The 25,426-nt window shown below is 47.8% G+C and carries 19 protein-coding genes; 9 read left to right on the plus strand and 10 right to left on the minus strand.

The annotated features are described in order from the left end of the window. Positions 1-11 precede the first annotated feature (11 nt). Together HP401_RS03150 and HP401_RS03155 are read right to left on the minus strand one after the other, a co-directional pair. Positions 12-3,401 (minus strand): tubulin-like doman-containing protein, encoded by a 3,390-nt coding sequence (locus tag HP401_RS03150; protein WP_173604029.1) that lies wholly within the window; start codon positions 3,399-3,401, stop codon positions 12-14. A gap of 13 nt (positions 3,402-3,414) precedes the next feature. Further along, positions 3,415-5,208 carry a vWA domain-containing protein gene (locus HP401_RS03155; protein ID WP_173604030.1) on the minus strand — a complete coding sequence of 598 codons (1,794 nt, stop codon included), beginning with the start codon at positions 5,206-5,208 and terminating at the stop codon, positions 3,415-3,417. 187 nt (positions 5,209-5,395) lie between these two features. On the opposite strand from HP401_RS03155, the gene HP401_RS03160 reads away from it, so the two are divergent. From HP401_RS03160 to HP401_RS03190, 7 genes are all read left to right on the plus strand, one after another. Then, positions 5,396-5,545 carry a hypothetical protein gene (locus HP401_RS03160; RefSeq protein ID WP_007724683.1) on the plus strand — a complete coding sequence of 50 codons (150 nt, stop codon included), beginning with the start codon at positions 5,396-5,398 and terminating at the stop codon, positions 5,543-5,545. Continuing rightward, positions 5,542-6,477: a hypothetical protein gene (locus HP401_RS03165; protein ID WP_173604031.1), complete on the plus strand. Its 936-nt coding sequence runs from the start codon at positions 5,542-5,544 to the stop codon at positions 6,475-6,477. Before HP401_RS03160 ends, HP401_RS03165 begins: the two co-directional genes overlap by 4 nt. A gap of 14 nt (positions 6,478-6,491) precedes the next feature. Then, entirely contained in the window at positions 6,492-8,255 is a 1,764-nt protein-coding gene (locus tag HP401_RS03170; protein WP_173604032.1) for an SH3 domain-containing protein, read from the plus strand. Between the two features lie 151 nt (positions 8,256-8,406). Beyond that, positions 8,407-9,039: a LysE family translocator gene (locus HP401_RS03175; protein ID WP_015893881.1), complete on the plus strand. Its 633-nt coding sequence runs from the start codon at positions 8,407-8,409 to the stop codon at positions 9,037-9,039. Between the two features lie 10 nt (positions 9,040-9,049). Then, a complete protein-coding gene (locus HP401_RS03180) occupies positions 9,050-9,682 on the plus strand; it encodes a YHYH domain-containing protein (protein WP_173604033.1) in 633 nt (210 codons plus the stop codon). A 258-nt stretch (positions 9,683-9,940) separates the two neighbouring features. Beyond that, positions 9,941-10,558 (plus strand): class D sortase, encoded by a 618-nt coding sequence (locus tag HP401_RS03185; RefSeq protein ID WP_087348422.1) that lies wholly within the window; start codon positions 9,941-9,943, stop codon positions 10,556-10,558. A gap of 54 nt (positions 10,559-10,612) precedes the next feature. Next, positions 10,613-15,382 carry a collagen binding domain-containing protein gene (locus HP401_RS03190; protein ID WP_173604034.1) on the plus strand — a complete coding sequence of 1,590 codons (4,770 nt, stop codon included), beginning with the start codon at positions 10,613-10,615 and terminating at the stop codon, positions 15,380-15,382. A gap of 57 nt (positions 15,383-15,439) precedes the next feature. Here the strand turns inward: HP401_RS03190 and HP401_RS03195 are convergent, their stop codons facing one another. Then, positions 15,440-16,390 carry a lipase/acyltransferase domain-containing protein gene (locus HP401_RS03195; protein WP_173604035.1) on the minus strand — a complete coding sequence of 317 codons (951 nt, stop codon included), beginning with the start codon at positions 16,388-16,390 and terminating at the stop codon, positions 15,440-15,442. Between the two features lie 241 nt (positions 16,391-16,631). Between HP401_RS03195 and HP401_RS03200 the strand changes: the two genes are divergently transcribed. Next, positions 16,632-18,254 carry a family 10 glycosylhydrolase gene (locus tag HP401_RS03200; protein WP_142497415.1) on the plus strand — a complete coding sequence of 541 codons (1,623 nt, stop codon included), beginning with the start codon at positions 16,632-16,634 and terminating at the stop codon, positions 18,252-18,254. Positions 18,255-18,410: 156 nt separating this feature from the next. Here HP401_RS03200 and HP401_RS03205 read toward each other — a convergent pair whose 3' ends face one another. The 3 genes from HP401_RS03205 to HP401_RS03215 all read right to left on the minus strand — a co-directional run bounded on the left by HP401_RS03205 (position 18,411) and on the right by HP401_RS03215 (position 21,094). Then, positions 18,411-19,340: a hypothetical protein gene (locus HP401_RS03205; RefSeq protein ID WP_254456987.1), complete on the minus strand. Its 930-nt coding sequence runs from the start codon at positions 19,338-19,340 to the stop codon at positions 18,411-18,413. Further along, positions 19,309-19,896 (minus strand): RNA polymerase sigma factor, encoded by a 588-nt coding sequence (locus HP401_RS03210; protein ID WP_015893889.1) that lies wholly within the window; start codon positions 19,894-19,896, stop codon positions 19,309-19,311. Before HP401_RS03210 ends, HP401_RS03205 begins: the two co-directional genes overlap by 32 nt. A gap of 100 nt (positions 19,897-19,996) precedes the next feature. Beyond that, entirely contained in the window at positions 19,997-21,094 is a 1,098-nt protein-coding gene (locus HP401_RS03215; RefSeq protein WP_173604036.1) for a nitric oxide synthase oxygenase, read from the minus strand. A gap of 229 nt (positions 21,095-21,323) precedes the next feature. Here HP401_RS03215 and HP401_RS03220 point away from each other — a divergent pair, with 229 nt between their 5' ends. Then, entirely contained in the window at positions 21,324-22,184 is an 861-nt protein-coding gene (locus HP401_RS03220) for an S-layer homology domain-containing protein (RefSeq protein WP_173604037.1), read from the plus strand. Between the two features lie 120 nt (positions 22,185-22,304). On the opposite strand, the gene HP401_RS03225 is transcribed toward HP401_RS03220, so the two are convergent. Genes HP401_RS03225 through HP401_RS03240 form a run of 4 tightly spaced genes read right to left on the minus strand, consistent with a single transcriptional unit; the run spans position 22,305 to position 25,416 of the window. Continuing rightward, positions 22,305-22,871, minus strand: coding sequence for a glycerol-3-phosphate responsive antiterminator (locus tag HP401_RS03225; protein ID WP_173604038.1), 567 nt, complete (start codon positions 22,869-22,871; stop codon positions 22,305-22,307). Between the two features lies 1 nt (position 22,872). After that, positions 22,873-23,694 carry a sugar phosphate isomerase/epimerase family protein gene (locus HP401_RS03230; protein ID WP_173604039.1) on the minus strand — a complete coding sequence of 274 codons (822 nt, stop codon included), beginning with the start codon at positions 23,692-23,694 and terminating at the stop codon, positions 22,873-22,875. Between the two features lie 18 nt (positions 23,695-23,712). Next, complete coding sequence (locus HP401_RS03235) at positions 23,713-24,516, minus strand: carbohydrate ABC transporter permease (protein WP_016739540.1); 804 nt, start codon at positions 24,514-24,516, stop codon at positions 23,713-23,715. Between the two features lie 12 nt (positions 24,517-24,528). Next, positions 24,529-25,416, minus strand: coding sequence for a carbohydrate ABC transporter permease (locus HP401_RS03240; protein WP_173604040.1), 888 nt, complete (start codon positions 25,414-25,416; stop codon positions 24,529-24,531). Positions 25,417-25,426: the final 10 nt, after the last annotated feature.

Here is a 25,426-nt window from a genome sequence, read left to right on the forward strand (position 1 = left end):
ATCCTCATTGTTTATTGCAGCGTCTTGCGCATATCGTTTACTTTTGACCAAACCTTTTTGTAGAACTGGAACAGCTCTTCACCGTTTACGTATTCGTCGCGATCGTATTCCAGATCGTTTTTCGCTTCTTGGAAAGCAGTTGCGATTTCTTCGAGTTTTGCCAGCAACTGCTGCGTATCCTCTGCGGAAGTCATCGCGTCACTGCGTTTTGCAGCCTTGCGCTGGATGGTTGCCATGCTCTTGTGATCCAATGCGCGGAATTTTTCATAGATAGCGAATTCGAAGTGCTTGTTGACCTTCATCAGGTTGATGAATGGCTCCCACGCATCTTCTTCCTCATCCTTGTCGTAGACGTACAGCGCACCGCGCTTGCAGATGGTGCCTGTGTAAAGGGCTTCGATGAATCGGGTCACCAGCTCTTCTTCGTCCTTGATGGCACCCACGATCTGCTCCAGCTCCTGGATTTTGGCCTCGATTTCTTCGTATTTGCGCACTTCTTGTTCGATCAGACGAATCTGCTCCGGATAGCGAATCAGGTTTTCTTTTGCCATCTCTTCATTGATACTGCCGAACACGTCACGCGTAAATTCTTGCTCCAGACCCTCTTTCATGAAGCCTTTGAGCTCAACCAATGCACGCTTGATCTCGCCAGGGCTCAGCTTGGTCGCGTCTCCTTGCGCTTGGTGCTTCGCCAGGAAGGCGGCAAGCGAGAACGGCTTCGTCACGATGGATTCATAACGGTTGCTGGTCTGGCTGTCACTGCCTTTTTCGCGGATGGCTCCGTAGCGCACAGCACGGTCAAACAGTTCGCGTACTTTGGCGTTATACGCTTTGATCCGCCCGTTTTGGTACGTATCTCCCCACGATTTTTCCGGAATAGGGGATGGGAGGTACGCCCAGTTGTTCTTTTCCGTTTGAACGAGGTGGCGTCCAATACCCTCTCTGTCCAGAATTGTACGTTCGTAGCTTTCCTCGTAGACCTTCAACGGTGTGTAAGCGAACAGTGGAACACCGTTTTTCGTATTCAGCCAGAAGATGCGGTTTTTGACTTCGCTTTCTTTGACGGTGAAGCGCGATCCACTAATCGCTGTATTTTGATAGTTTTTAATCCCCTTCAAGATCGATGGTGCTTTCAGTGGCACGGATACAAAGCCCCAGGAAGGGAAATGCATATTGCCGAGATTGTTGCTCAGATGGAAGACCGGAATCGCTTCTTCATCCAGCTTGCTCGCAATCTTGCGCTCTACGATGCGGTCGAGTGTCTCGTCCTGGCCGTATTTGATCACGAGGAATTCTTCCATCGACTTGGTGATTACCTCACCGAACTTCTCCGAGAGGAATTCGGAAATCGAGCTGACGATATCCAGCTCCTGCTCTTTGACCCACTGATCGGAGTGTCGCAGCAGCTCGCTGGTGAAATCGCGGATCATGTCATCTGCATCTTTTTGCTCCAGGATGTTGCTGACGACCTTGGAGATATCCGGCACACTGACAATGTTCCAGTAGTACGTTTTGTTGCCAGTGCGGTCGCTCTCTTCTCCACCGTTGATCAGGATGTCGCCGTTTTGCTCGAAAATCTGATTGAGTGCGTTCAAAATCTCAGTAAATACGTTATAAATGCGGTTGTTTTCTGCATTCAACAAACGGTGCAGCTCTTCGTAGAATTCGATCATTTGTTCCAGCTTTTCCTGATCAGCCAGGAGCTGGTATTCGTTGATCTTCGCTTCGATATAGCTGTTTTTCTTCTTCTCCTTGGAGATGAAAGCACTGCGGGCATCACCCAGTTTTTCGTTCGCATTTTCGCGCGCACCCTCGATCTCAGGCGGGAAGCTCTCCAAATTCGCCTTGAGGCTCTCGATGTAGGAAAGGATCATTTTCATCAGGCAGTAGCCTTTGTCCGAATGAATCAAACGGGACGCATAGAATGGTCCTTGCTGCGGGTGCAGGAATACACGCGTGATCATTTCGCCAAAAACAGAGATCATGTCGCCTGGCATCTGCTTTTTGGACTTGATGTACGCTTCGCGCGCTTTGGCAAGATAGCCTTGTTCCAGCTCGTGGTCGATGCTCACGACTTGTTGGGTAATAACGTTGCTGTAGTTCAAACGCTCGCTGTTTTCATAGCCTGGCAACGGTTCAGGAACGCGCTCCTCGAACTTGCGGGAAATCGAGTCGATGTCGATTCCGAGCTTGCGGGCGAATTTCTCTGTATCTTCTTGCGTTGGTGCTACCGTGAACATTTTTTCCATCTTTTTAAACAAGCGATATGCTAGGTACGTTGTCATCTCTTCGATCGGCAAGACAGCAGAGGAAGCACCGATGACGTTGTACTGATAGTTGGCTGCGTACGCTTTTGGCATCTGATTGATGTTCGTACGGATGTTGCTGATATAGTCGTGGATTGCAAACTCTTCACCCGAGCGCTTTTCTTCGCTCGCCATGAAGTTCGTAATGTTTTCCGCGGTCACGTTCATGCAGTAATCGTACGCGTTTTCCAATGCTTTGCCTTCCAGATTGGTCGCAGAAATCAAATGGCACAGGTTGAATGGCGGCATCGGCGATTGTACGGTGAGCACGTTGCCGTATTGCTGGCGGAAACGCTCGCTTCGCTCGTCCGCATTCATCCAGTAGTCCAGCTCTTTTAAAGCCGCATAACCATTTTTCATGATGTAGTCACGTGTGTGCGAGCTGAGACTCTTATTCGACAGGTTGACGTCAGGCGTGAACAGGTAGCCCAGCGTATTCACCTTGTCTACTCCCGCACTTCCGAAGTCGCGCTCCAAAATGCCGCGAACGATATAGGCGATGTCGAGGAAGCAACCACTCCCCGTTCCCCCAGACAAACCACTCAAGAGGAATACAGTCAGCTTTTTGTTCGTGCCCTCACACAGCATCTTGACCTTTTTCTCAATGGTTTGGACGACTTGCGTAATTTTCGTAAAGAGGAGAAGTCGCCCTGCCTGGCGTACACCGGATGCGCCGCTGATTCCGTCTGTAATTGTCAGCTCTGGTGAGAGCCAGTCCGTGATGTACGGCTCCAGAATGCTGCGATTCTGCAACACACCGCCGATCTCAGGATTGGACAGGAGTACGAACTCCGTCACTGGGTCGAGTCCGATGCCTTTGTACTTTTTGTTGCGGTCATGCTCATTCGTTTCAAACGCGATGAATTCAATATTGTCCGGCTTTTCCTTGCGCTTCTTGGAAAGCTGATCTACCGGCAGCTTGAAGCGTCTGTTCACTTGGTATTTCAGGCGCAAAAGCGCATCAATTCCTGTACCGCCTAGACCGATGACGAGCATCGGGTTATCAATGGTATCTACACGAATCTTGTCACTGACGATTCCCCCGCCGAGGGATACGTCCAATTGTTGAATGTGTTCTCTCACAACTGCTTTCATATTCGACTCACTCCTAGACGATGTAATCTACATATAAGGACTTGTTCACATTCGTTAACGAAATTTTGATGCGATCGTTTTTCTTCAGCTCTTTGCCTTTGCTTGCATCGAGGACACGTCCTGCCTTTTCGATTCGGCAGCTCGAACGGTTTTCGATGATCAGCGTATCGTTTTTCCCTGGTAAAAAGATGACCTTCTCTGTCTCCGCAAACTCAGGGGCGAGCTGCATGAGCTGGTGCAGCTTTACTTTTCCTTTGAACGCGTTCAGTTTCTTGTACTGCGGATTGGACTTTTCGCCTGTATCCTCATCCACGATCTCGATGGCGATTTGGCCCGCGAAGCCCTTGTTCGCCTTGCGATAGATCGACAGTGCGTACAATCCAGCACCGATCAACAGGAGGAGAACCAAGATACCTCCTACTACGGTCAGCCATGGAAATGGTTTCGATTCTGCCGCAGGATCAGTGGTTGTGCTCGGCTTGCTCGTTCCAGAGCCTGCCGTTTTCGCAGCATCTACAAGGAGCGGCTTTGTCTCCCGGTAAAAGCTGGTGTCTTCTGCCTTGACTTTTATTTCGTAGGTATGGTCTGCCGGGATTGTGAAGCTGCCTTCGAACCCGCTGCCCGTATTGTTCAGGATGACCTCGTTTGTCTTATTGTCCGTCTTGTCATTGACGATCAGTGTCGCCTTCATTTGCTTGTACAGATCAGGACTCGCTACCTTTTGTCCGTTTGAAACAAGAGCAGCCTTGATCGGTACGACATCGCCAGCCTTGAAGCTCTTCGCTGTGACTGGCTCCATCTCCAATTGCAGATCGTAGTTGAAGATGAGGTTAATATCGATTTTTTCTTTCGGGACACCTTTTATCAGTAGCTTCCAGTCGCCCTGCTGTGGCTTGACCAGCTTGATCATCGTGTACGCATTGGACTTCGACAGTCTGACCTGGTTGGAAGGGATTTGTACTTCCTTGCCTGCTGGGTCATACAGCTTCACTTCCACTGCTTTTTGCGACATGATCGAGATGTTGGCTTCCATGACGCTGCCATTCGGGATGGGGATCGGAATCTCCTGAGCTTGGCCGTTTGCGACGAAGCTTTTAACCGGGACAACCTTCAGCTTCAGGTGATTCGCAAAGATTTCGCTCAAGATTTGCGGGAGCTTGTCCGCTGTACTCGTTTCAAAAAATTTACCATTTGTCTCCGCAGCAATCTGCTGTAATGTCGTGCGGTTAAGCTGACCGTCTGCGTTCAAGCCAATCGTGTAGACCGGATAGCCTTTGTCTTTGGCCTCTTTCACTGCTTGCTGCAGCTCTTGATCAGACTTTGCTTGGGTACGGCTTGATGCTTTGTTCAAATAGTTGTTTCCGTCTGCCAGCAGCACGATGATCGGCGCATTGTTTGGATTGCGTCCCGCATCAAGGATTTTTACTGCTTCCGTTACCCCAACAGCGATATCGGTGTAGGCTCCTTTTTGCAAGCTGTCGATGAAGGCTTTGATATCGTTCTTGTCTTCTTCGGAATTAATCTCAAGCAGTGCTTTTTCCCGCTCGATCTTGTCGGTATAGGCGACAACACCAACCTTGTTCGCTTGGATCGACGTCATGTCGACGAACATTTTCATTGCTTCGTTGCTGACTTTGTTCTTATCGCTCTGGGTCATGGAGTTGCTGACGTCCACGACCAGGACAGCGTCCATATTGTTTCCGCTCGTTTGCGCAAAACCTGGGTGTGTACCAGAGAGGACACTGACCAAGAGCAGGGCAAGACATGCTACGTATCGATATAACATTCGGAATCGTATTATTTGCATAAGAGCTCCTTTTCTTGTTCGTTACAAAGAATTTGTGAAGTGTTGCAAAGAAAGTAAGACTATGACACTATTTCAAGAAGTAGAAGACAGATGATAAAAAAGTACTAGAATGATTGCCCCTTACTCGTAATACGATACGACATGATTCTTTGTTACAGATTTCGACAACTTCGTTAGGAGAAATTTTATGTTAACTTACTTTCTTTTGTTTGCGGCTTTTTTGCTGCTAGCGGTCCGATTTCTCAAGCTGCTACGACTGAAACGGCGCAATCTCTCCAACGCCGAAATCGATCAGCATCTTCATGCCTTACTGAATGAGAAGAGGGATTCACCATGAGAAAACGAATCGGCGTCCACTTTCGCAAAACCCGTAAAACCACTCATACGTATGAAAGAATCCAAGCGTGCACGCGATGCCATACGTACCATGTCCTGTGGGAAACGCATTGCGAGAGTTGCGGGAGAGCCTACACACCGATCCGCCAGGTATCCCATACGGTGACACGCCGCTATGTGCAGACGCGCTTTTTGCTCTTGGGCTTGTTCGTCTGTCTAGCTCTCCTTTCTGCGGATACCCTTTTGCAATTGGCTCTCGCAGGTGGTACTGGCTGTGTGTTGTTCGTCTTGTTTTTCGTGATACAGAAAAAATACGGTACTTATGAAAGAGACGTACAATTCCAACACTTTTTAACACGGGAAATGGAGACGCTCAAGAAGTCACTCCTCCGTCATTTGGAGGAAGTGGGCAACGACGTCAAAGAAGGACATCTCAAGGAAGCTTATGAAAAAACGAGAGAGATCGGGCATTTCGTCGATTCCGATACGATCAAGATACGCAAAATCATGTTCCTCAATCATTACGTCCTGCGCAAAGACATGGAGCTAGAGCTCGAAACGCTCATCCCGTCTATGTACGACAAGGACTTCATGGAATATGTGCGCGAGGTCATCAAGGTCCAGCCTTCACTCGTCAAAAAATCCGTGCTTACCTATGTTAGACGTTATAAAAATCAAATATTGTTGCTGGAAAATGGGGATCAGCTCATCGGTCAAGTGGCAGGTGCGGCGCTCCGCATGAAGTCTTATGTGGACGAGTATCAGGATCTGATTATCGAATTCATCGATTTTTTGCCTCGCGAGCGCCTTCTGCGATTGGCAAAAATGGTACAAACCCATAAGGATGAAGGCTGGGAACAACTATATCATTCTACCAAAAACAGGGTGGATACGCATTACGCGTTTGACCCGGATTTCAAAGGCTTACTGTGAAGGAGGAGCCTTTTATGTTGCCTACCTCTCCCTATCATAGGTCCCTGTGGGTCCGTAATATTTTTCTCGGACTCTTTGCCTTGGGTTTGATCGCTGTTCTGTTCAAGCTCGGATTCGGGTACAAGCAGATTACGTTGTATAAACAAGCAAAGGCGTTTTATGAACAAAAGAACCTGCTGCAAGCCGAGGAAACCTTTTCTCGTGCGCATGATATGGCCGTCCTGTCCTACGGGGATGACGAATGGAACTCTATCATGCTCCAACTGGCTTCGATCCGTACTGAGCTGGATGGGCTTCAACAGCAATCGCGGGCGGCCATTTTGGAAAAGAAGGTCGCAGAAATCGGTGCGGTCTATGAACAATATCAAGCTGTCAAAAAGAATTACCAGAATCAAAAGGACGTACCAGCAATGTTTTTCCAGCAATTGTCCGCTCGCTTGGGTATGGATAAGAGCTTTTCCGATTATTACTTGAATGCCTTGCAAACAGCGAAGGCTCAGGCACAATCGAATCTCGAAAAGGAAAACTACCAGGACGAATCTTTCATCGAAACACTCCTTGCCGTTCCAGATGAATACTACGGCGGCAAAAAGAAGAAGCAGGCTGAACTCACGGCCTTGTTCCAAAACTATGAAAAGACGAAGCTGCGGAAATTAATCGCTTCTGCTCCTTTTGAAGAAGTCATCACCAAAACGGCTACAAGCATACGCCATTACGAAAAGCTGGGTATCGAGACAGATTGGTTAGTGGGTCAGTTGGAAAAGTATGCACTAGCTGAAATCAAGGAAGTCATTCGTTCAAAGGATTTGAGTGCCTTCGTTGACATAGCAGCCGCCTATCGCAAAATCGAGGATGTACTTTCCAGTGATTCACCTGTTCTCGATTCGATCACCCGCTATCTGGAAGGCAAGCTCAAGCAGGCAGAACAATACATCAAGTCGTTTGAGTTCACCAAAGCGCGTGAATTATACGAACAGTTGAATCCGCTCCAGGATACGGCTACACTTCTGTCCGATCTGAATAAACTCTGGTTGGAATACGATCCAGCACGTTTATTGCAATTGAGATATCCGGACAGGACCTTCACCGACACACTCTCCGGCACAGATCGCTGGGGAGCAAAGCTTTACGCATTTGGACTCTCTGAGGCAGATCATCGTCTTTACTTCGCAGCGAAAATGCCGAATGACTCGGTCCTCTATCTGGATCAGTCACTGGATGTCGACTTAAAAACGGCAAAGGCTAAGATCGACGATAAGCTCGGAAGTAAAGAAAAGCCTGTGATTATCGTAAGTGCTTCCGGCAAGGAGCGTGCTAACGCCTACGCGGCACTCTCTCCGAATTTGACAAAAGAGTCACTCGAGAAGCGCTTTTCGGTCGAGGCAGATGAATTCAGCGTAGAAGACTCCGAGCATGTGATCCTAAAAAATGCGGTGGGGAAAGGGGAAAACGAAATCGCTTTGTTCAAGCTCGAGGACAATGGCTTGGCTTACATCGAAAAGCTGGCTGACTTGGAGGAGAGCTCCGAAGAAACGACCGAGGGAACTGGGTCAGGAGAAGCTCCTTCCCCTGCTGACAGCTCAACAGAAGCGACGGATCAACCTTCCCCTGCCACTCAAAAAACCGATGTTTTTGCAGGTCCGGGTGAAGAATATGAGAAGATCGGTCAGGTAGCAGCAGATGGTTCCTTCCAAGTCATCGCAGATCTGAATGGCTGGTACCAGATTGTGTTTGACGGAAAAGAAGGCTGGATACGCGCTACCGAATCAACGCCGTAATCAGTCCGCTTGAATAAGGGGCTCCTCTCGCGATCATGGCACACACCCTTGATCTGCGTCAGGAGCTTTTCCTCATTTTTCGCATTGCGCCAGGTGTCTGATTATTCTATAATTTATTGTTGTTTTATAGACAGATGAGGAGTGAGAAGAGATGTTTGGAATCGTTCATTATGAAGCATTTCTGATGACCGCAATCATGCTGAACCTGATACCCGGCTCAGACACAATGTACATCATCACCCGCAGCATTTCGCAAGGAAAACAGGCAGGTATTCTTTCGGTTCTCGGCATTTTGACAGGCTCACTCATTCACACGCTCTTGGCTGCTTTCGGCTTGTCGCTCCTTTTGGCGCAATCCATCGTGCTTTTTAACATCGTCAAAATATTGGGAGTCGCCTATCTCGTTTATTTGGGCATTCGCATGCTCATGACGAAGGAATCACCAGCTTTTGACGCAGCCGATTCCAAGAAGCTAAAGGGTGAAAAGGTCTATCTGCAAGCGATCCTGACGAGTGTCACGAATCCAAAGGTCGCCCTGTTTTTTATCGCCTTCCTCCCGCAATTTGTTAGCGCGACGGAAGCCGGACCCCTCCCTTTCCTTATTCTCGGCCTTACTTTTACCGTTACGGGTGGCATCTGGTGTAGTCTCCTCGCCCTGTTTGCTTCCTTCGCTACGCAAAAATTGCGTAATAATCAGAAGTTCTCTGTCATTCTCAACAAGCTGACGGGGATTGTTTTTATCGGGATGGGGTTGAATCTGTTGCGGGCGAAAGCGAATCCTTAGGAGGTTGTCTATGAAAAAGATTACTTCTGTACTCGCACTCATTCTTTGCTTTGCTTTTTTCCCTGTTCAAATAATTGAGGCGCATCCAGGCAGAACAGATGCAAATGGTGGACACACCTGTAGAACAAACTGTGAAAAATGGGGATTACAATATGGGGAATATCACTATCACAACGGTGGCGGTGGTTCTTCCAACAGCCAAGTGAAAAAATCGGCCCCTCCAAAACCAGCGGCCCCCCGTACACAACCAAAAACACTCCCTTCGAAAACAATTGTAGCTGTAGACAATGCTACCGTTTATTCTGCTCCATCCCTTGATTCTGACGTTGCTGCAACCCTTTGGTATGGCTTTGAAATCAAAGCATCCGGTACACAGCCGGAATTTATTGCCATGGATCAAGGCTACATTTCCAAAACAGTGGTCACCTCGTATACACCGATTACTCCTAAGACTGTCAAGATCCAAGGAGAGAAAGGCTACTTCTTCTCGACCCCTTCCACAGAAAGTCTAGGCAGGGGCTACGCTATCAAAGATGCACTTGTTCAAGTAGTCGGTGAACGTGGAGATTGGTATTACGGCTCCACCGTTGATGCAAACGGGAAGGCTTTAGTTGGATTTGTTTCGAAAAGCGTCGCCTATTAACCATAGAATGAAGACCAAAAAAGCCAGAAAGGAGATTCTTTCTCCTCTGGCTTTTTTCATGTTCAGAAATTGTATAGTTCGAAAGATTATGATACCTCTAGGCATTTTTTCACAATTGGAACAGCGGGTGAATCTGTTGTTCTCGACTAGCAAGACTTGTACAACGAAGGATGCCCTTGCCGAACATAGTTAACGAAAAATTGGGACAAGGGGGGAAAGATGAATTGAGTTAACGGTGCGAAAAGGGAGTTGAAGAATGTGCGAGTGCTGTTAAGTGCCGGGTTTATCCTGGCAGGCTTATTCCTCCTTTTCTATCCTCAATGGGAAACGGCGGTATCTGCACAAAAGCAGGAACAGCTCATCGAAGCGTTCGAACAACTGAGCAACGTCAGCGAGCAAATAGAAACAGCTACATCTGAGGACCCACCAGCTCCTCAGATACAAGAGCCGCTCGCTATGTTGGAAGGTGCCAGAGGCGTGATTCGGATTCCCAAAATTGATCTGGAAATGATGATTTTTGAAGGCGCGGACAAGCATGCCTTGAGTAAAGGTGTTGGCCTGATCGAGCCAGACAAGGAATTCGGCGTGAACAATGTTGGACTGGCAGGTCATCGCGGGATTACTCACGGTAAGCAATTCAATCGCTTGGACGAACTAGCACCTAACGATGAGATTGAGATCAAGACGAAAACGGCAACCTACCAATTCGTTGTCGTGAAAGCCTTTATCGTAGATCGTACACAAGTAGAAGTTCTAGAGGATCAAAAGAAGCCATTGATCACCTTAGTCACATGCACCCCTGTTGGAGCAAAGGATCCGAAGGACAGACTGATCGTTCAAGCTGAATGGAAACAAACGACTTCATCTCAGCCCTAACACGTCCTACTGAAAGACGGAATGAGCTAGTTTTATTTAGTACAGGAGGAGCATATGCAAAGGAAATCTTGGATCGTTGTGGTGGCACTTTTGCTCATCATCCAAAACTTTTTCGGTTTCACGACAACCACGTATGCCCAAACACAAGGTGAGGTTGTCGTAGAGAATAGTGGGGAGCCGGGAACGGGTAACCCTACTGATCCGGGCACAGGGACTCCTACCGATCCGGGAACGGGCAACCCTACTGATCCGGGCACAGGGACTCCTACCGATCCGGGTACAGGTACCCCTACTGATCCGGGCACAGGTAACCCTACCGATCCGGGTACAGGTAACCCTACCGATCCGGGTACAGGTAACCCTACCGATCCGGGTACAGGGACTCCTACCGATCCGGGCACAGGGACTCCTACCGATCCGGGTACAGGAACTCCGACTACGCCACCTGTTGAACCACCAGTTCCTCTACCAGAGGTTCCGGTACCAGTTCCAGACCCTGAAGACAACATCATCAAAGACAACATCATCACCAGCGTAGTCATGAAGGACAAAGACGGAAACAACATCGAAGACATCCGCCCTGATCAGGGCTCCCGTGTTCAAGTTGATTTCACTTGGAAAATCCCTTCCAAGCACCCTTACTCAGAAGGTGCCACCTTTACCTTCCCCCTCCCAGATAAGTTTCGAACCGATCGCGTTTTGACCGGAGATCTGAACGGAGGCTACGGCACCTATGAAGTGACAACGGACGGCACCGTCACCTTCACTTTCAGTGATGCCATCAATGATGGCGCTGAGATCAATGACGGAACATTCTTTGTGTGGCGGGAATTCGATGAGAAAAAGTTTGAGGGCGGCACGAGACAGGAAATCGATTTCAAATTCGATGGCATCGCCCCGATTTCTGTCCATTTCAAAGGCAAAAACAACAATGAAATCGACAAGAACGGAAAAGCAAACAAGGGAATGAATCCTAGCTATCTCGACTGGACCGTCGATTTTAACTTAGGTGAAAATCCGATTAAAGGCGCTGTCTTTACGGATGAGCTTCCAAGCGGTCTGGATATCGACATGAGCTCGATTAAGGTCTTCCCATTAGACGTTCAGTTGAATGGCTCTGTTAAACCAGAGGCTGAGGTAACTACCTTCACTCCTGAGAAATTGACAGAAGGAAATGGGTTCAAAATGAACTTTGGCGACATCGATGGTGCTTATCGCGTCACGTACAAGACCAACGTCACCGGTACGACAGATACAACCTACACGAATAAAGCCACTGTCACAGGAACGAACCTTCCAAAGGATTTAATCGATTCCGCAAATGTCCCTGTCCGATTCAGCCAGCCTCTGAACAAAAAAGCGATTGACTATGATTACACCAAACAGACGATCACCTGGGCTATTCAGTACAACTACAATGAAAAACTGATCAAGCAAGGTGATGCATGGCTCGAGGATCGCTTTGATACCAGTCATCAAGAGCTCGTGAATAATTCTTTTACCGTTCATAAAATGACCATCGACGACAACGGAAACGGAACAAAAGACGGGGCTGCCATCACAGGGTACAACGTAACCGAGTCGGCTACCGGCTTCCGCTTGGAGTTTGATCATGACGTATCGGCTGCTTACGAAATCACCTACCAAACCAAAGCTAAAAATCGGGTCCACCAAGACAGCTACCTCGTGAAAAATGAAGTAGAGATCTACGACGGAACCAAAAAAGATGCATCCAGAGAGATCACGCAAGCAATCTTCTGGAAAAACGCCAAAAAAGAAAAAGTTGATTACCTGAATAAAACGATCGAATGGACGCTGAGTCTAAACGAGGACAATCAGGTCATGGATGAAGTCGTCATTACCGACAGTTATGCGGGTCAAGGGCTGACTCTTCTTCCTGACAAAGTAAAAATCAACGATTGGACAAAGGATTTGGAAGAAGGTCCTGACAAAGACTACAGCATCTCTCCGAATCCAAAGTACGAGGATGGATTCAAGATCACCTTCCACAAACCAGTTACAAAAGCCCTTGTGATTACGTACCTGACGAAGTTCGATCCTACTTCCAAGGATCGTCCATCCGCGTACAAAAACAAGGCTGAACTGAACTGGAAGGAAAATGGGAAAGCACAAGACCCTATCACGAAATCCGCTACTGTTAAACCAGACAGCTACACCAGCAATAACGGCAACAAAACAGGTAAATACGACGCCCGCACAAAAGAAATCACGTGGACAATCGATGTGAACTATAACCTTCACAAGATTAACAACGCGATCATTCGGGATTTTTATACCGGAGAACAAACTTTTGTGAAGGACTCGTTACGCGTGCATAAGTTGCTGCTTACAGGTGGAGCAGACGGTGTGAAAGTGGTCGAAGGACCAGTTGTTCCTATCAAATTCGACCCATTAACCAACGGTTTTGAGCTGCATCTTGGCGAGATCGACTCGGCCTATCGCATTACGTACACAACCAGTTTGGCTGATCTGCCTGTCGGAGAAGTGTACGAAAACAATGCCACTATGCATGATAGTGACATAACTGGCACTCCACTCTATAAAGGCAAGACGACCGTCAGACCGACATACGGTGGGCAGTACGTCCTCAAAACAGGCGCACAAGGTACAGGAGCAGATTCAGAGTATGCAACATGGACAGTAAAAATCAATCCGAGCCAGTCGTACATTTCGGCAGGTGCTGCATTGACCGATACGCTGTCCAGCAATCAAATTCTGATGAAAGACTCCTTCAAGCTCTTTACGACAACCGTCTCTGAATCCGGTACCCTGACTATCGGAAAAGAAGTGACCTCTGAGGACTACACATTAGAAGTAGTCGGCAACAGCTTTAAACTGACTTTCAAAAACGACCTGCACACTGCCTACATCCTGGAGTACCGCTCCTTTATCAATGCTGATCATGGAGAGGTCATCAAAAACGAAGCCTCTTTTGCAGGGAAAACAGTTGTAGGTAAAGGGAAAGACGGGCAAGAAGGTGTCAAAGTCAGCTTGTCCGGAGCTGGTGGCGGAGCCGGCACGCCTGGTAAAGGCGACTTGAAAATCATTAAAACAGACGCAGATACGAAAAAAGCATTGTCAGGAGCCACGTTTGGTCTGTACGACAAGGCAGGGAAAACCTTGCTAGAAACAGTCGTGACCGATGAAAATGGCATTGCTACCTTCAAAGGCTACAAATTTAAAGCGTACAAGTTAAAAGAATTATCCGCTCCTGTTGGCTACGTCATCGCAGACGAGTACAGAAACGGAAAAGACATTACGTTAAAAGCTCCTGCAGGTGCTGACCCTGCTATTCCAGTTACAATCGAAATGACCATCGACAACAAGCTGCTCCGTCAAGGATTTGAGTTAACCAAAGTTGACGCGGAGAATGCTGGAAAAGCACTGGAAGGCGCTGTCTTCAATCTGAAGGTTGAAAAAGGCGGAGCATTCGAAACGATCGCTGAGCTGACAACCGGCCCTGACGGAAAAGTCTCCAAAGGTGATCTGGCAGAAGGAAACTATCAGCTAGTCGAAACGAAAGCTCCGAAGGGATACAAGCTGGATGCGACTCCGATTTCATTCAAAATCGCTTCCAACCAGACAGAAATTGTAACCCTTACGAAAAAGAACGCCAAAAATATCGGGTCCGTTCAATTGTTGAAAGTGGACCACTACACCAAAGAGCCACTTCCTGGCGTAACCTTTGAGCTTCAAGATGCTGACGGGAAAGTACTGCAAAGTGGACTCACAACGGATAAGAACGGTATCCTTCTCCTCGAAAACCTGAAAGCAGGATTCTACCAGCTCGTGGAAACAAAAGCCCTTGCTGATTATGAGCTTGCTGAACCACTGAAATTCGAAGTGACAGAGGAAGGCATTGCCTCTCTTACGTTGACCAACAGATTGAACCCAGGGTCTGTGAAACTGACCAAAGTAAGAACGGGATACCCAAATCATAAGCTCAAAGGAGCTGAATTTACGCTCCGAGATGAAAATGGTCAGGTAGCCAAAGATATGAACGGTCAGGAGTTTACCAAGCTGACAACAGATGGCAACGGAGAGCTGATTGTCGAAGGACTGAATCCGGGCAAATATGAGTTTATCGAGACGAAAGCACCTGCTGGTTATGTAAAAAGCAGCAAGCCAATCGAATTCGAGATTAAAAGAAACCAAGTAGCTGGCGACCATGTGTTGGTCACTGTCGAAAATGACGCGACCTCCGGTGGTGGAGGCGGTGGTGGCGGAACTCCTGAGCCAAAACCTGAACCGGAGCCCGAAAAGCCAGAGCCGAAGCCTGAACCAGAACCCGAGCCAAAACCTGAACCGGAGCCCGAAAAGCCAGAGCCGAAGCCAGAGCCTGAACCAGAACCAAAACCAGAGCCCGAACCGGAAAAACCAGAGAAGCCAGAGAAGCCGGATAGACCAGACAAACCGGATAAACCAGACAAACCAGACAAACCAGACCAACCTGGCAAACCAGACCAACCTGGCAAACCAGACCAACCTGGTAACCCAGACCAGCCTGGTAACCCAGACCAATCCGAAAACCCAGACCAACCTGGTAACTCGGATCAACCTGGCACTCCTGATGCAAACAACAACACTTCAGGAGAGTCGAATCAAACAGGAAATACGACCAAACCGAACGATTCTGGAGCTGCTAATAACTCCAACGTCCTGGAAACCAGCAACGAATCTCCATCAACCGGTAAAGTATTGCCTCAAACGGGAGAGCAAGCGAACCCACTCCCTATCGTTGCAGGTATCGTTTCGATCTTGATCGGTATTTCGATCATGTATCGCAGAAATAAGAAGGCGTAGTTCATCTAAAGAAAGGACCGAGTCCAGGGATCTTCCCGGCTTGGTCCTCTTTTTTCCCTACTCTAGCAATTGCCGGAGAAGCGGTTCACTTTTATACAAAATCTCCAGATGTGTAGCTTCAACGTAATAACGCTCCCCTTCTAGTGCAAATACACTGTTCGCCATGACACTCCCATCCCCAGCATCACTATTGATCGAGCCCACTACTCTTCCATCGACCCATTTATCGGGAGATAGCGAAGGGACTGTTCGCAGGTAATGAATCGTTTCATGTCCGATGCCAGCTACCAGCGTGACGCGAATATTGCGGGCTGCGATAATCCCCATCGTTGCGTTCAAATTGTCCATGTATTGATTTTTCACGACCATCTGTTCATAAGGCACAAAGGCTTCTACTCCCTGTTTTTTCTCCAACAAATAATCACCATATGCAGCTGACGGAGTAAGGTCAAGGAGACTGGGAAAGTGTCTGTGAATAGCTTGTATGCGATGAAAAGGGATACTTTGCTCCAAATAGGCCAGATATACACTCATGTATAGCTCCACGACATTTCTTTTGCCAGAAACAGAGCGCGGCAGCTTCCCTCCTGCCCAATAGCTGTAGGCAACAGGCGATCCTGCGTTAGGAGTCGCAAAGATGAGCATTTGATCCACATCGTTTTGATAAAATTCACCCTGGACATAGGCTCTAGCAACAAGCCCCCCCATGCTATGGCAAATGAGATTGACACAAGGGGCACCAGTCGTTTGCTTCGCCCGCTCGATGACAGGCAGTAAAAAGCGCTCGGCTGAAATATCGATCTGCCTTCGCCAATCATAAAAAGCTACAAACAATTGTTCATTGAGGGGGTAACCCATTTTTCCAAGCAAACGGATAAATGGCTCGTAAGCCGTTCGAGCAAACCCGAAGCCCCAGTCACCAGTACCCGGAATAATTTGATCACTCATCGACCCAAACAGCCCCGGAACAAAAACAATCGGTGCCTTTGGCGCAAGAAAAGAACTCATGCTTGCACTCCTTTCCCTCTCTTTTGTCCCATGACCAGAAGGAAAACAACATATGCTTTTGCCTATGCCAGATCAGCTTGGGTGGTTCCCATGCTTCGATGAGTCTCACCATTTTTTACCGAAATGGAGCGAATCGTTACAATAATCTTCCCACTTGAGCGTAACAAAGCGATATAATAAAGCGTCTAACGAATTGGCTAATGTAGTAAGCAAATCTATACTTGTCGGAGGATTGGCAAAAATGAAGGTACGCAAGTGGTTTATGCTTTTGCTAATGTTCGTACTATGTATTCCAACGATGGGGATATCCGTGCAGGCTGCGCAGACATCCTCTGGCATCAGCATCTATTTGGACGGGCAACAAATCAAAAGTGACGTCGCTCCGTACATTGTTCCAAAAGCAGATGTAACGATGGTTCCAATGCGGGTGATCGGTGAAAATCTGGGAGCCGAAGTAAATTGGGAGCCAAAGTCTCAAACCGCAACGATCAGTAAGCAAGATACCTTGTTGTCGCTGACGGTTAATCAAAAGAACGCTCGCGTGAACAACAACAGCATCCCACTCGATGCTTCCGTTCAGAACAAACAAGGGAGAATTATGGTTCCGCTGCGTTTTGTCTCTGAGCAGTTGGGCCTTGCGGTAAACTGGGAAGACAAAACAAGAACCATCCGCCTGCAAAGCGGCAACGTCGCTACCATGACTCCGCCACCACAGGATATATTGAGTGAAAACGGCGGGATGGAGCCAGGCACACCTGTCGTGACAAATGGAAATTTGCGCGGGGTATGGATATCTACAGTCTACAACTTGGACTGGCCATCTTCCGGTTCATACGGAAATCCAGCAAAGCAGCAACAAGAATACATACAGCTGCTCGATGAGCTGCAAGCCATGGGAATGAACGCTGCTTTCGTGCAAGTTCGCCCATCTGGAGATGCACTGTATCCTTCTACACTCACTCCATGGTCGAGATTTTTGACGGGAACTCCAGGGAAAGATCCTGGCTACGACCCGCTTGCCTTTATGGTACAAGAAACGCATAGACGCGGGATGCAATTCCATGCTTGGTTCAACCCGTTCCGTGCCACTACAGATGCAAAAACAGACCAATTGCCAGCGAATCACGTGATCAAGCAGCATCCTGACTGGATTGTGAATGCCAACAAAAAGCTGTACATCAATCCGGGTGTTCCCGCGGCACGTCAGCAAATTATTAATGAAGTAATGGAAGTCGTACAACGCTATGACATCGATGGTGTCCATTTGGATGATTATTTCTATCCTTCCAATGTCGCCTTTGCAGACGATGCAGCATTCAAGGCTTACAACAGCAAAAAAATCGTGTCCAAAGCAGACTGGCGCCGCGATAATATCAATCAGTTTGTTCAACAAATGAATCAGTCTATCAAGAGCGTCAAGCCTCACGTTCAATTCGGGATCAGTCCATTCGGTGTATGGCGCAACAGCAACGTCGATCCGACCGGCTCCGATACAAAAGCTGGCGTTACTGCTTATGACCACATGTTTGCCGATGTGCGCACGTGGATTCAACAAGGCTGGATTGATTATGTGACTCCGCAAATCTATTGGAGCTTTTCCTTCGCACCTGCCCAATATGACAAGCTCGTTACTTGGTGGGCAAACGAAGTACAAGGCACGAACGTCAAGCTCTACATCGGTCATTCTCCATACAAGCTGGGAACGGCCGAAGCTGGCTGGCAGAGTGCCCAGGAGATTATCAACCAGTTGAATTTCAACGCGATGGTTCCGCAGGTTCAAGGCAGCATTTTCTTTAGTGCCAAGGACTTGCGGAAAAATCCATTGGGTCTGCTCCCAGCTCTTAGCAGCTATTACAACCGCTAAATAAATTTCCCCCGAATACTCGTAGCAGAGCATACTTGCTACATGTGTTTCGGGGGTTTTTCTTCTACGTTGTTATTTTTTACTGCCGACAAGCCTTTTCTTCGCGGATTGACTTCTTACCGTATGCCGCGAAGCATGTTCGCGACATTGGTAACTTTATTTTTTTGGCATCATGGCATTTACAAACTCGCTGATGTTTCCTTTAGTCAATACATCCCCAGTCGCGACTACTTCGTACTGCATCTTCTTGCCAGCGTACTCCATCACCCACATGATGCTCTTGTCAGTCCGGTCTTTTTTGGCTTCCTCTGAATAGAGCACCTCGATTTGTCCTACTTTGACTACCTCTTTTTTCTGTTGATCCAGATTGGCTACATAGGTTGTACTTCCTTCTACTCCCTCATAATTTGTGATGTTCAAATTAATATAGCTTTCTCCAGATTGATATGTCGTATACAGATACTCCAATTCATTTGTCCACGCCAACGGCTGCATGACGTATTCTTTGTTCTCTTTTTCCGCCTGCTGATACAAAGTAGTTTTGTCATATTCGTTCTTGATGCCAAACTCGAGTCGGGCATCCAAAAAAGCATGGCGTCCTGGTAAAGTTTCTGGCAAGAATATCTGATCTCCCACTTTCTGTTTAACATCAGCCAAAGTCTTATAATCAAATGGAGCCGTCATCGTCACGATTTGTTTTTGAGGATTGTGAGGAACTATGTAGACAGCTGCGGCAGTTCCTGGCTCCATATTATCCTCGATTTCCCAACGTTTATTTAAGAAGGCATCCATTTCTTGATCTGGCTCTTTTACTGTTTTGGCGCCTGATTCTTTTACATCTTTCTCTTGATACAGCACCTCACCTTGCGGGCTCTTCAACTGATAGAATTGAACAGCAGCATACCCCGACGAAATACTTGCGATTAATCCGATTGCAACCAAAATGCTCACCTTGTACTTCACAAAAAACCTCTCCTTCTCTCGTTTGATTTTTGTCATTACTTGATGGCTAATATCAATCTCCTGCGGGATGCGCGGGTCGTTAAACAGGTCCTTAATACTCTCGTGCGATTTGTTTCGACTCATCGTGAGCTGACCCTCCCTTCCCTAAAGGAGAATAAGCGGATCGGAACTTCGATGCCGTACGCTCGAATTTTTTGCGCAGACTCGCAGCGTTTTTGTTCATGATCAAGGAGATTTCCTCGTACGTCTTTTCTTCCACGCCTCGCAGCAAGAGAAGCGTTCTTTCCTCTACCGAGAGTGTCTGCATGGCAAGAAATACATCCTCACTGAAATAAACATTTTCAATATGCCGCTCGATGTCTGATTGAGACTCTTTGTCTTGCATCAAAAATGGCAACAATTTTGTCCATTTCCTTTTTCTGATGAGATCGATGCAGTGGTGATAGGCTATTTTATAAAGCCAAGCTGCGAACGGCATAATTGGACTGTATTTTTTCAAGTTGCGATAAGCCTTGAAGAAGACCTCCTGTGTGGCATCTTCCGCTTCGCATCGATTCCCCAAGATGTGATAGCAGTAGTGAAATATCGGCGTTTGGTAGCTTTTCATAATGATAGCGTAGCGGTCATCCGCTCCCTGAATGATCTCATCCACGAGTTCTTCTATCTGTTTCGTGTCCACTCTCTCCCTCCTTCCAACTGGTATAACGCACCATAACACCCTGTATGTGACATCTCACGCAAAAAAATGCCGCGAAGCATGTTCGCGACATTTGAAGACCTTATTTTTTGCCGAGCTCCAGCTTGTCCTGGTAAAAGAAATTCGGCGTATGGATTGTGTTGTCGTATAGATTATGGAAAATGTGTGTAGCTGTTCCGGAGATCGGTGGAACCAGCCATGTCCAGTCACCCGTAACGGCTCGACCACATTTCTCTTCTCTTTCCTCAAATCTCTTGAATTGCTGGCTCGCCGTATGGTGATCGACAATCGATACTCCTTTTTCCTTGAAGGAATGCAGGACGGCTACGTTCAACTCGATAAGCGCCTTATCTCTCCAAAGGGTAACTTCCCTGCTCGTATCGAGCCCCATGACCTCTGCGACCTTTGGCAGCATGTTATATCGCTCTTGGTCAGCGAAATTGCGTGCACCGATCTCCGTTCCCATGTACCAGCCGTTAAAAGGCGCGGCCAAATAGTCGATACCGCCAATCTCCATGCGCATATTCGAAACAATAGGAACCCCGTACCATTGCAATGCCAAATCAGCAAAGCCCGGCAAATCAGGATGCACGATCGGCACCTCCAAGACCAGCTCCTGAGGAATCTCAAAAAACTGCGGCTTCCGATCTCCAATTTGCACGACAAGCGGCAAAACGTCGTAGTTTGTGCCTTTCCCTTGCCATCCCAGGCTCTCACATAGCTTCGTCAGCGAAAGCGAAACTGGATCACCCATTACGCCGTACTCTGTCTCGTATCCCGCGTAGCGAATCAGTTGGTCATTCCAGATACGCATGGGAGCTCTGCCTGCTACAGCAGGGGCAAAAACGGTGATGGTCGGGCGTATTTTCCCGCCATTGGTGGCAAAGTCAATGTGTCGGAGCATGGCCTGCGCCATCTCCTCTTCTGTTTCGACATGCCGCTCATCTATCACCACTAACGATTCCCAAAAGAATCGCCCAATACATCGATTGCTGTTGCGCCAGGCCATTTTCGCTCCATGACGAAGCTCCTCAGCTGTATGCTCATAGTATCCCTGCTGGTGAATCAGCTGTCGTACTTCTTGTAGCCGTTGCTCGGTTTCGTCCGTCGTCTTGTCCAGCTCACGATAGCATATCCGGATAAATTGCTCTGCCGCTTCCATCAATTGAATTGGTTCCATATTACCCTCTTTTCACGCTGAAGGGTGTCACTTCGCTGCTATTTTCTTCATCGTAGAATTTGTTACCTACATTATAAAATTACTCTTGTGTGATTACCAATCATGTAGGCATATGGACACATATCTGTAAGAAACACGGAAGCATTCAACCTAACTGTAACGTCAAGGTCTTTTCGCCGATGAATAAATAAAGATCACCCAGAGAATGTCAAGAAAGGAAGGTAAGTACATGAACCGCATCATTCTCTTACTGGCACTTATTTTAGGACTAACGACCTTTCAACAACCTGTAGCACTGGCAGCACCAGCATTTAAAGATGTCGATCCCAAGCAATATGGCTGGGCAATGGACGCTATCTCCTTTATGGTAGACAATGGGGTCGTCAGCGGCTATCCCGATGGAAGCTTTCAGCCGGGAAGATGGGTGGACAAAGCTGAAATGACGGTGATGATCTATCGCCTGTTTGATCGCTACAGACCTTTCGATCCGAACGGTTACTTTTACGTTTCGGATTATTATCATATTACGCACTTTGCTGATGTACCAAAAAACCACTGGGCCTATCAGGAGATTAGTTCAATCGTGACGAGGAATTGGCGGAATGTAGTTTTTCCTTCACCGGACGGTTACACCTTCTATCCAGACTCCAAATTGAATCGCATCGGTACAGTTAACGTCCTCCCTGTTTTATGGCTTGAAGCGCTTGACGAAACAGACGACACCTCTATCTTTGGGATCACTTCTACCTTGCGAGATATTCCAGTCATCATTACCTCCGATACGGATTTATCATCCATAGATGATTTTCTCTCAGATGGTCGCTCCTATGAAGATGGGAAAAACCAGACTAACACACTCTTTCCCCTTCTTGTCTTGAAAAAAGGAGACGAACACCGCTTCTATGACATCTACAGCGGAGAAACAGCTTACAAAATCGCCCTCTTGCAACAAAAAGGGGTCATGACTGCATGGAATGGAGAGTTTGAGCCTAACGAAATGCTAACCCGCGCAGAAGCAGTAACGATTTTGTACAGAATGTATATGAGCATGAAGGAATCAGGCTATGTAGACCTATACTCTAGCAAATAGAAGACCAAACTTGTTACTCCCATAAAAATACCTACTCAGCCCCCTCCACTACATCAACTGGTATGGAGGTGTTTTTATGTAGACGAAAAAAGACAGGTGCTTTCACACCTGCCCTTTCTCCTAAACAGTCATATGGTTCCACATCTCCGACTTACTCAACGAAACAGCATCCGCTCCACTCTTCAACGCTTCGTTGACCTGTTCCATATTCCAAATCAACCCGCCCAAAATAATCGGCTGCGACAAATGCTCCTTGATATACGAAATAATAGACGGCGCTATCCCCGGCATGATTTCAATCGCATCCGGCTGGTTTTCCAAGACGTTTTTGATAGTCGTCGTGAGAGAGGTCGAATCGATCAAAAAGACTCGCTGGATCGTCAGCATCCCTTCCTTTTTGGCCGCGCGAATCATCGGTCCTTTGGTAGTGACAATGCCCGTTGGTTGGATATAGGTCGATAAGAAACGAAAAGCCTCTTTGTCATTGGACAAGCCATTCATGAGGTCTGTGTGCAAAAAAATCGGCTTGCTCGACTGACGGATGGTTTCGGCTTCCTCCATCAGCTTAGTCAGCTTTCCGTACATCAAAAGGATCGCGCAAGCTCGGGACGTCATCGCCTCTCCCAAGCGATCCTGTTCGGTTGCCGCAATAACCGGATTCGTTTTCAAAATCGTTTGCATGTCCATGCTATTTGCCTCCTGCCCTCAGTAGCCGTTCAACACTTACCTCAGCGCAGCCAAGCTGCTTTGTCTCTACAACCCAATGACCCGCAAAGCCATTGTCTTTTAAAAGTGACAGGATAGGCTCGAACGGGATCGTTCCTTCCCCCACTGCCAAATGATCGTCGAGCTTGCCAAAGTTATCACTCAGGTGCAGAGCGGACAAATAAGGAAGCACCTCCTGCAATGCATTGATCGCATATCCTGAACGAATCAAATGGGCATGGCCCACGTCGTACACGATTCCCACGCGAGAGGAGTTTACATGACGGCATATACGCATGAGATCCTCGACGCTCCACCCCAGCACTTTTGGATAAGGGGGTACATTCTCGACCGTCAGTATGGTTCTACTCTCTGCGGACAGCTCGGGGGTCAACACGTGGAGTGCCTGACTCACATTTTCCACACCTCTGGCACGCTCTGTTTCCGCGAGTCGATCTTCTACCTCCCCTGCATGCATCACGACGTGCGTGCAGTCGAGAAAGCTGGCAATCTCTAGGCAGCGCTTCATCGTGTCCAACGTTTGATCCCGGGTTGGTCCTGCATCCGCCGCCAGATTGCAGCCACTAATCGGCGCATGAATTGACCAAGCAATCCCTCTCTCGTTTCCCTGTTGCTTCAACTCTTTCAGCTGCTCCCAGGACCAGTCCAAGAGGTCGACATGATTCTCTTCACACATAATCTCGATGCCCTTCCAGTCTTTTTGCAAAAGCTGAACAATCGCATCACACAAGGACAGATCAAATAACGCATAGGTGGATACGGCAAACGAGCCTTTGTCTCTCATGATTCAAGACCCTCCCTCTTATTTCACGCCGGAGTGGATGAAGCTGTTGATAAACTGCCGCTGGAACAACAAAAATGCCAGCAACAACGGAAAAATCACCATGACCGTTGCTGCACTTACCTCGGCCCACTGCGCCCCCGTCTCAAACGATTGGGCAAAAATCGCCAGACCGACCGTCAACGGACGATTTTCCACGGAATTCGTAATAATCAGCGGCCACATGAAGTTGTTCCAATGGTAGCTCACCGAGACCAAACCAAAAGCAATGTAGGTCGGCTTCGCTAGTGGAACGTACACCCGCCACAAAATCTGGAACCAGGAGCAGCCTTCCATCCGTGCCGCCTCCTCCAGTTCGTTCGGGATTGTCTTGAAGGTTTGCCGCAACAGAAAGACCCCGAAGGCTGAAGCGAAGTACGGCAGCATAATGCCGATTTTGGTATCCAGCAAAGACAAGTCACGCAGGACGTTATAGTTGGGGAAAATCAAAATATCCGCCGGGACCATGAGCTGGACCAGAAACAGGACAAACAACACATCCTTTCCCCAAAATTGCAGCTTCGCAAAGGCATAGGCTGCCAGTGTAGCCGTAATCATTTGCGCCACCAAAATACCGGTCACGATCAAAAAGGTATTGATGTAGTACTGGTCAAAGGGCGCTGCGTCCCACACTTTTGCAAAGTTATCGAGTGTAAAATCTGTACTGAACGACCACGAAGTCGCCAGCTCCCTCGGGCGAAAGGAAGTCCAGACCGCCCAGAGCAAAGGAAACAACCAGAGAACGGCCAAGCCGTACATTCCAACCGTTGTGATTTTGCGAAGCATCTGCCATCCCCCCTAGTTGTAATGAATCTTTTTATCCATACCAAAAAACTGAAAAGCAGCGACTAGCAAGAGCAGCACGACCATGACAATCGTCAATGCCGAAGCCATTCCTTGATCCCAGAAAGAAAACGCTGTCTCGTATATGTAGTACAGCAAGAGATTGCTGGCATTATCCGGCCCGCCTTTGGTCATGATCACCAAATGGTCTACCAGCTTGAAAGAGTTGGTGAAGGCGATAATACTGACAAACATCGTCGTTGGCATAAGCAGTGGAAAGGTAATGCGGCTAAAAACCGTCCACGACGATGCTCCTTCCATGGAGGCGGATTCGTATAGCTCCTGTGAAATGTTTTGCAGCCCCGCCAAATAGAAGATCATGAAATAGCCCGCTTCCTTCCAAATGACCATGAAGATCATCGCCCACATCACATTTTTCTGATCACCGAGCCAGTTCATGTCGCCTTTTCCGAACCACTCCATCACATGACTAAGCGCTCCGTACTCCGGTGTGTAAATAAACAGCCAGATGTTCGCCACGGCAATCATCGGAACAACTGTCGGGTAAAAATAAGCCGTGCGGATAAAGCTCTTCCCTCGTAATGCCTTGTTGGCGAACAAAGCCATAGCCAGCGCGAGAGCCACACTCGTCGGCACTGTTCCGATGGCAAACCAGATATTATTGGTCAACACCTTCCAAAACACTTCATCTTCCAGCATTTGTTTATAATTATCTATCCCGTTAAAAAACGGCTCTGGAGAACCCAGATCCGCTTGATGAAAACTGAGTATGAACGTTTGTATAACCGGATAGAAGGTAAACAGCAGCAGGAAGATGAGGGAGGGAAGGAGCAAGAGCCAGGCGTACATGTTCACTTTCGATTTTGCGCGTAGTTCCCCCATTGTCGCTCCC

The sequence above is a fragment of the Brevibacillus sp. HB2.2 genome, from assembly GCF_013284275.1.
Classification (GTDB): Bacteria; Bacillota; Bacilli; order Brevibacillales; family Brevibacillaceae; genus Brevibacillus; species Brevibacillus brevis_D.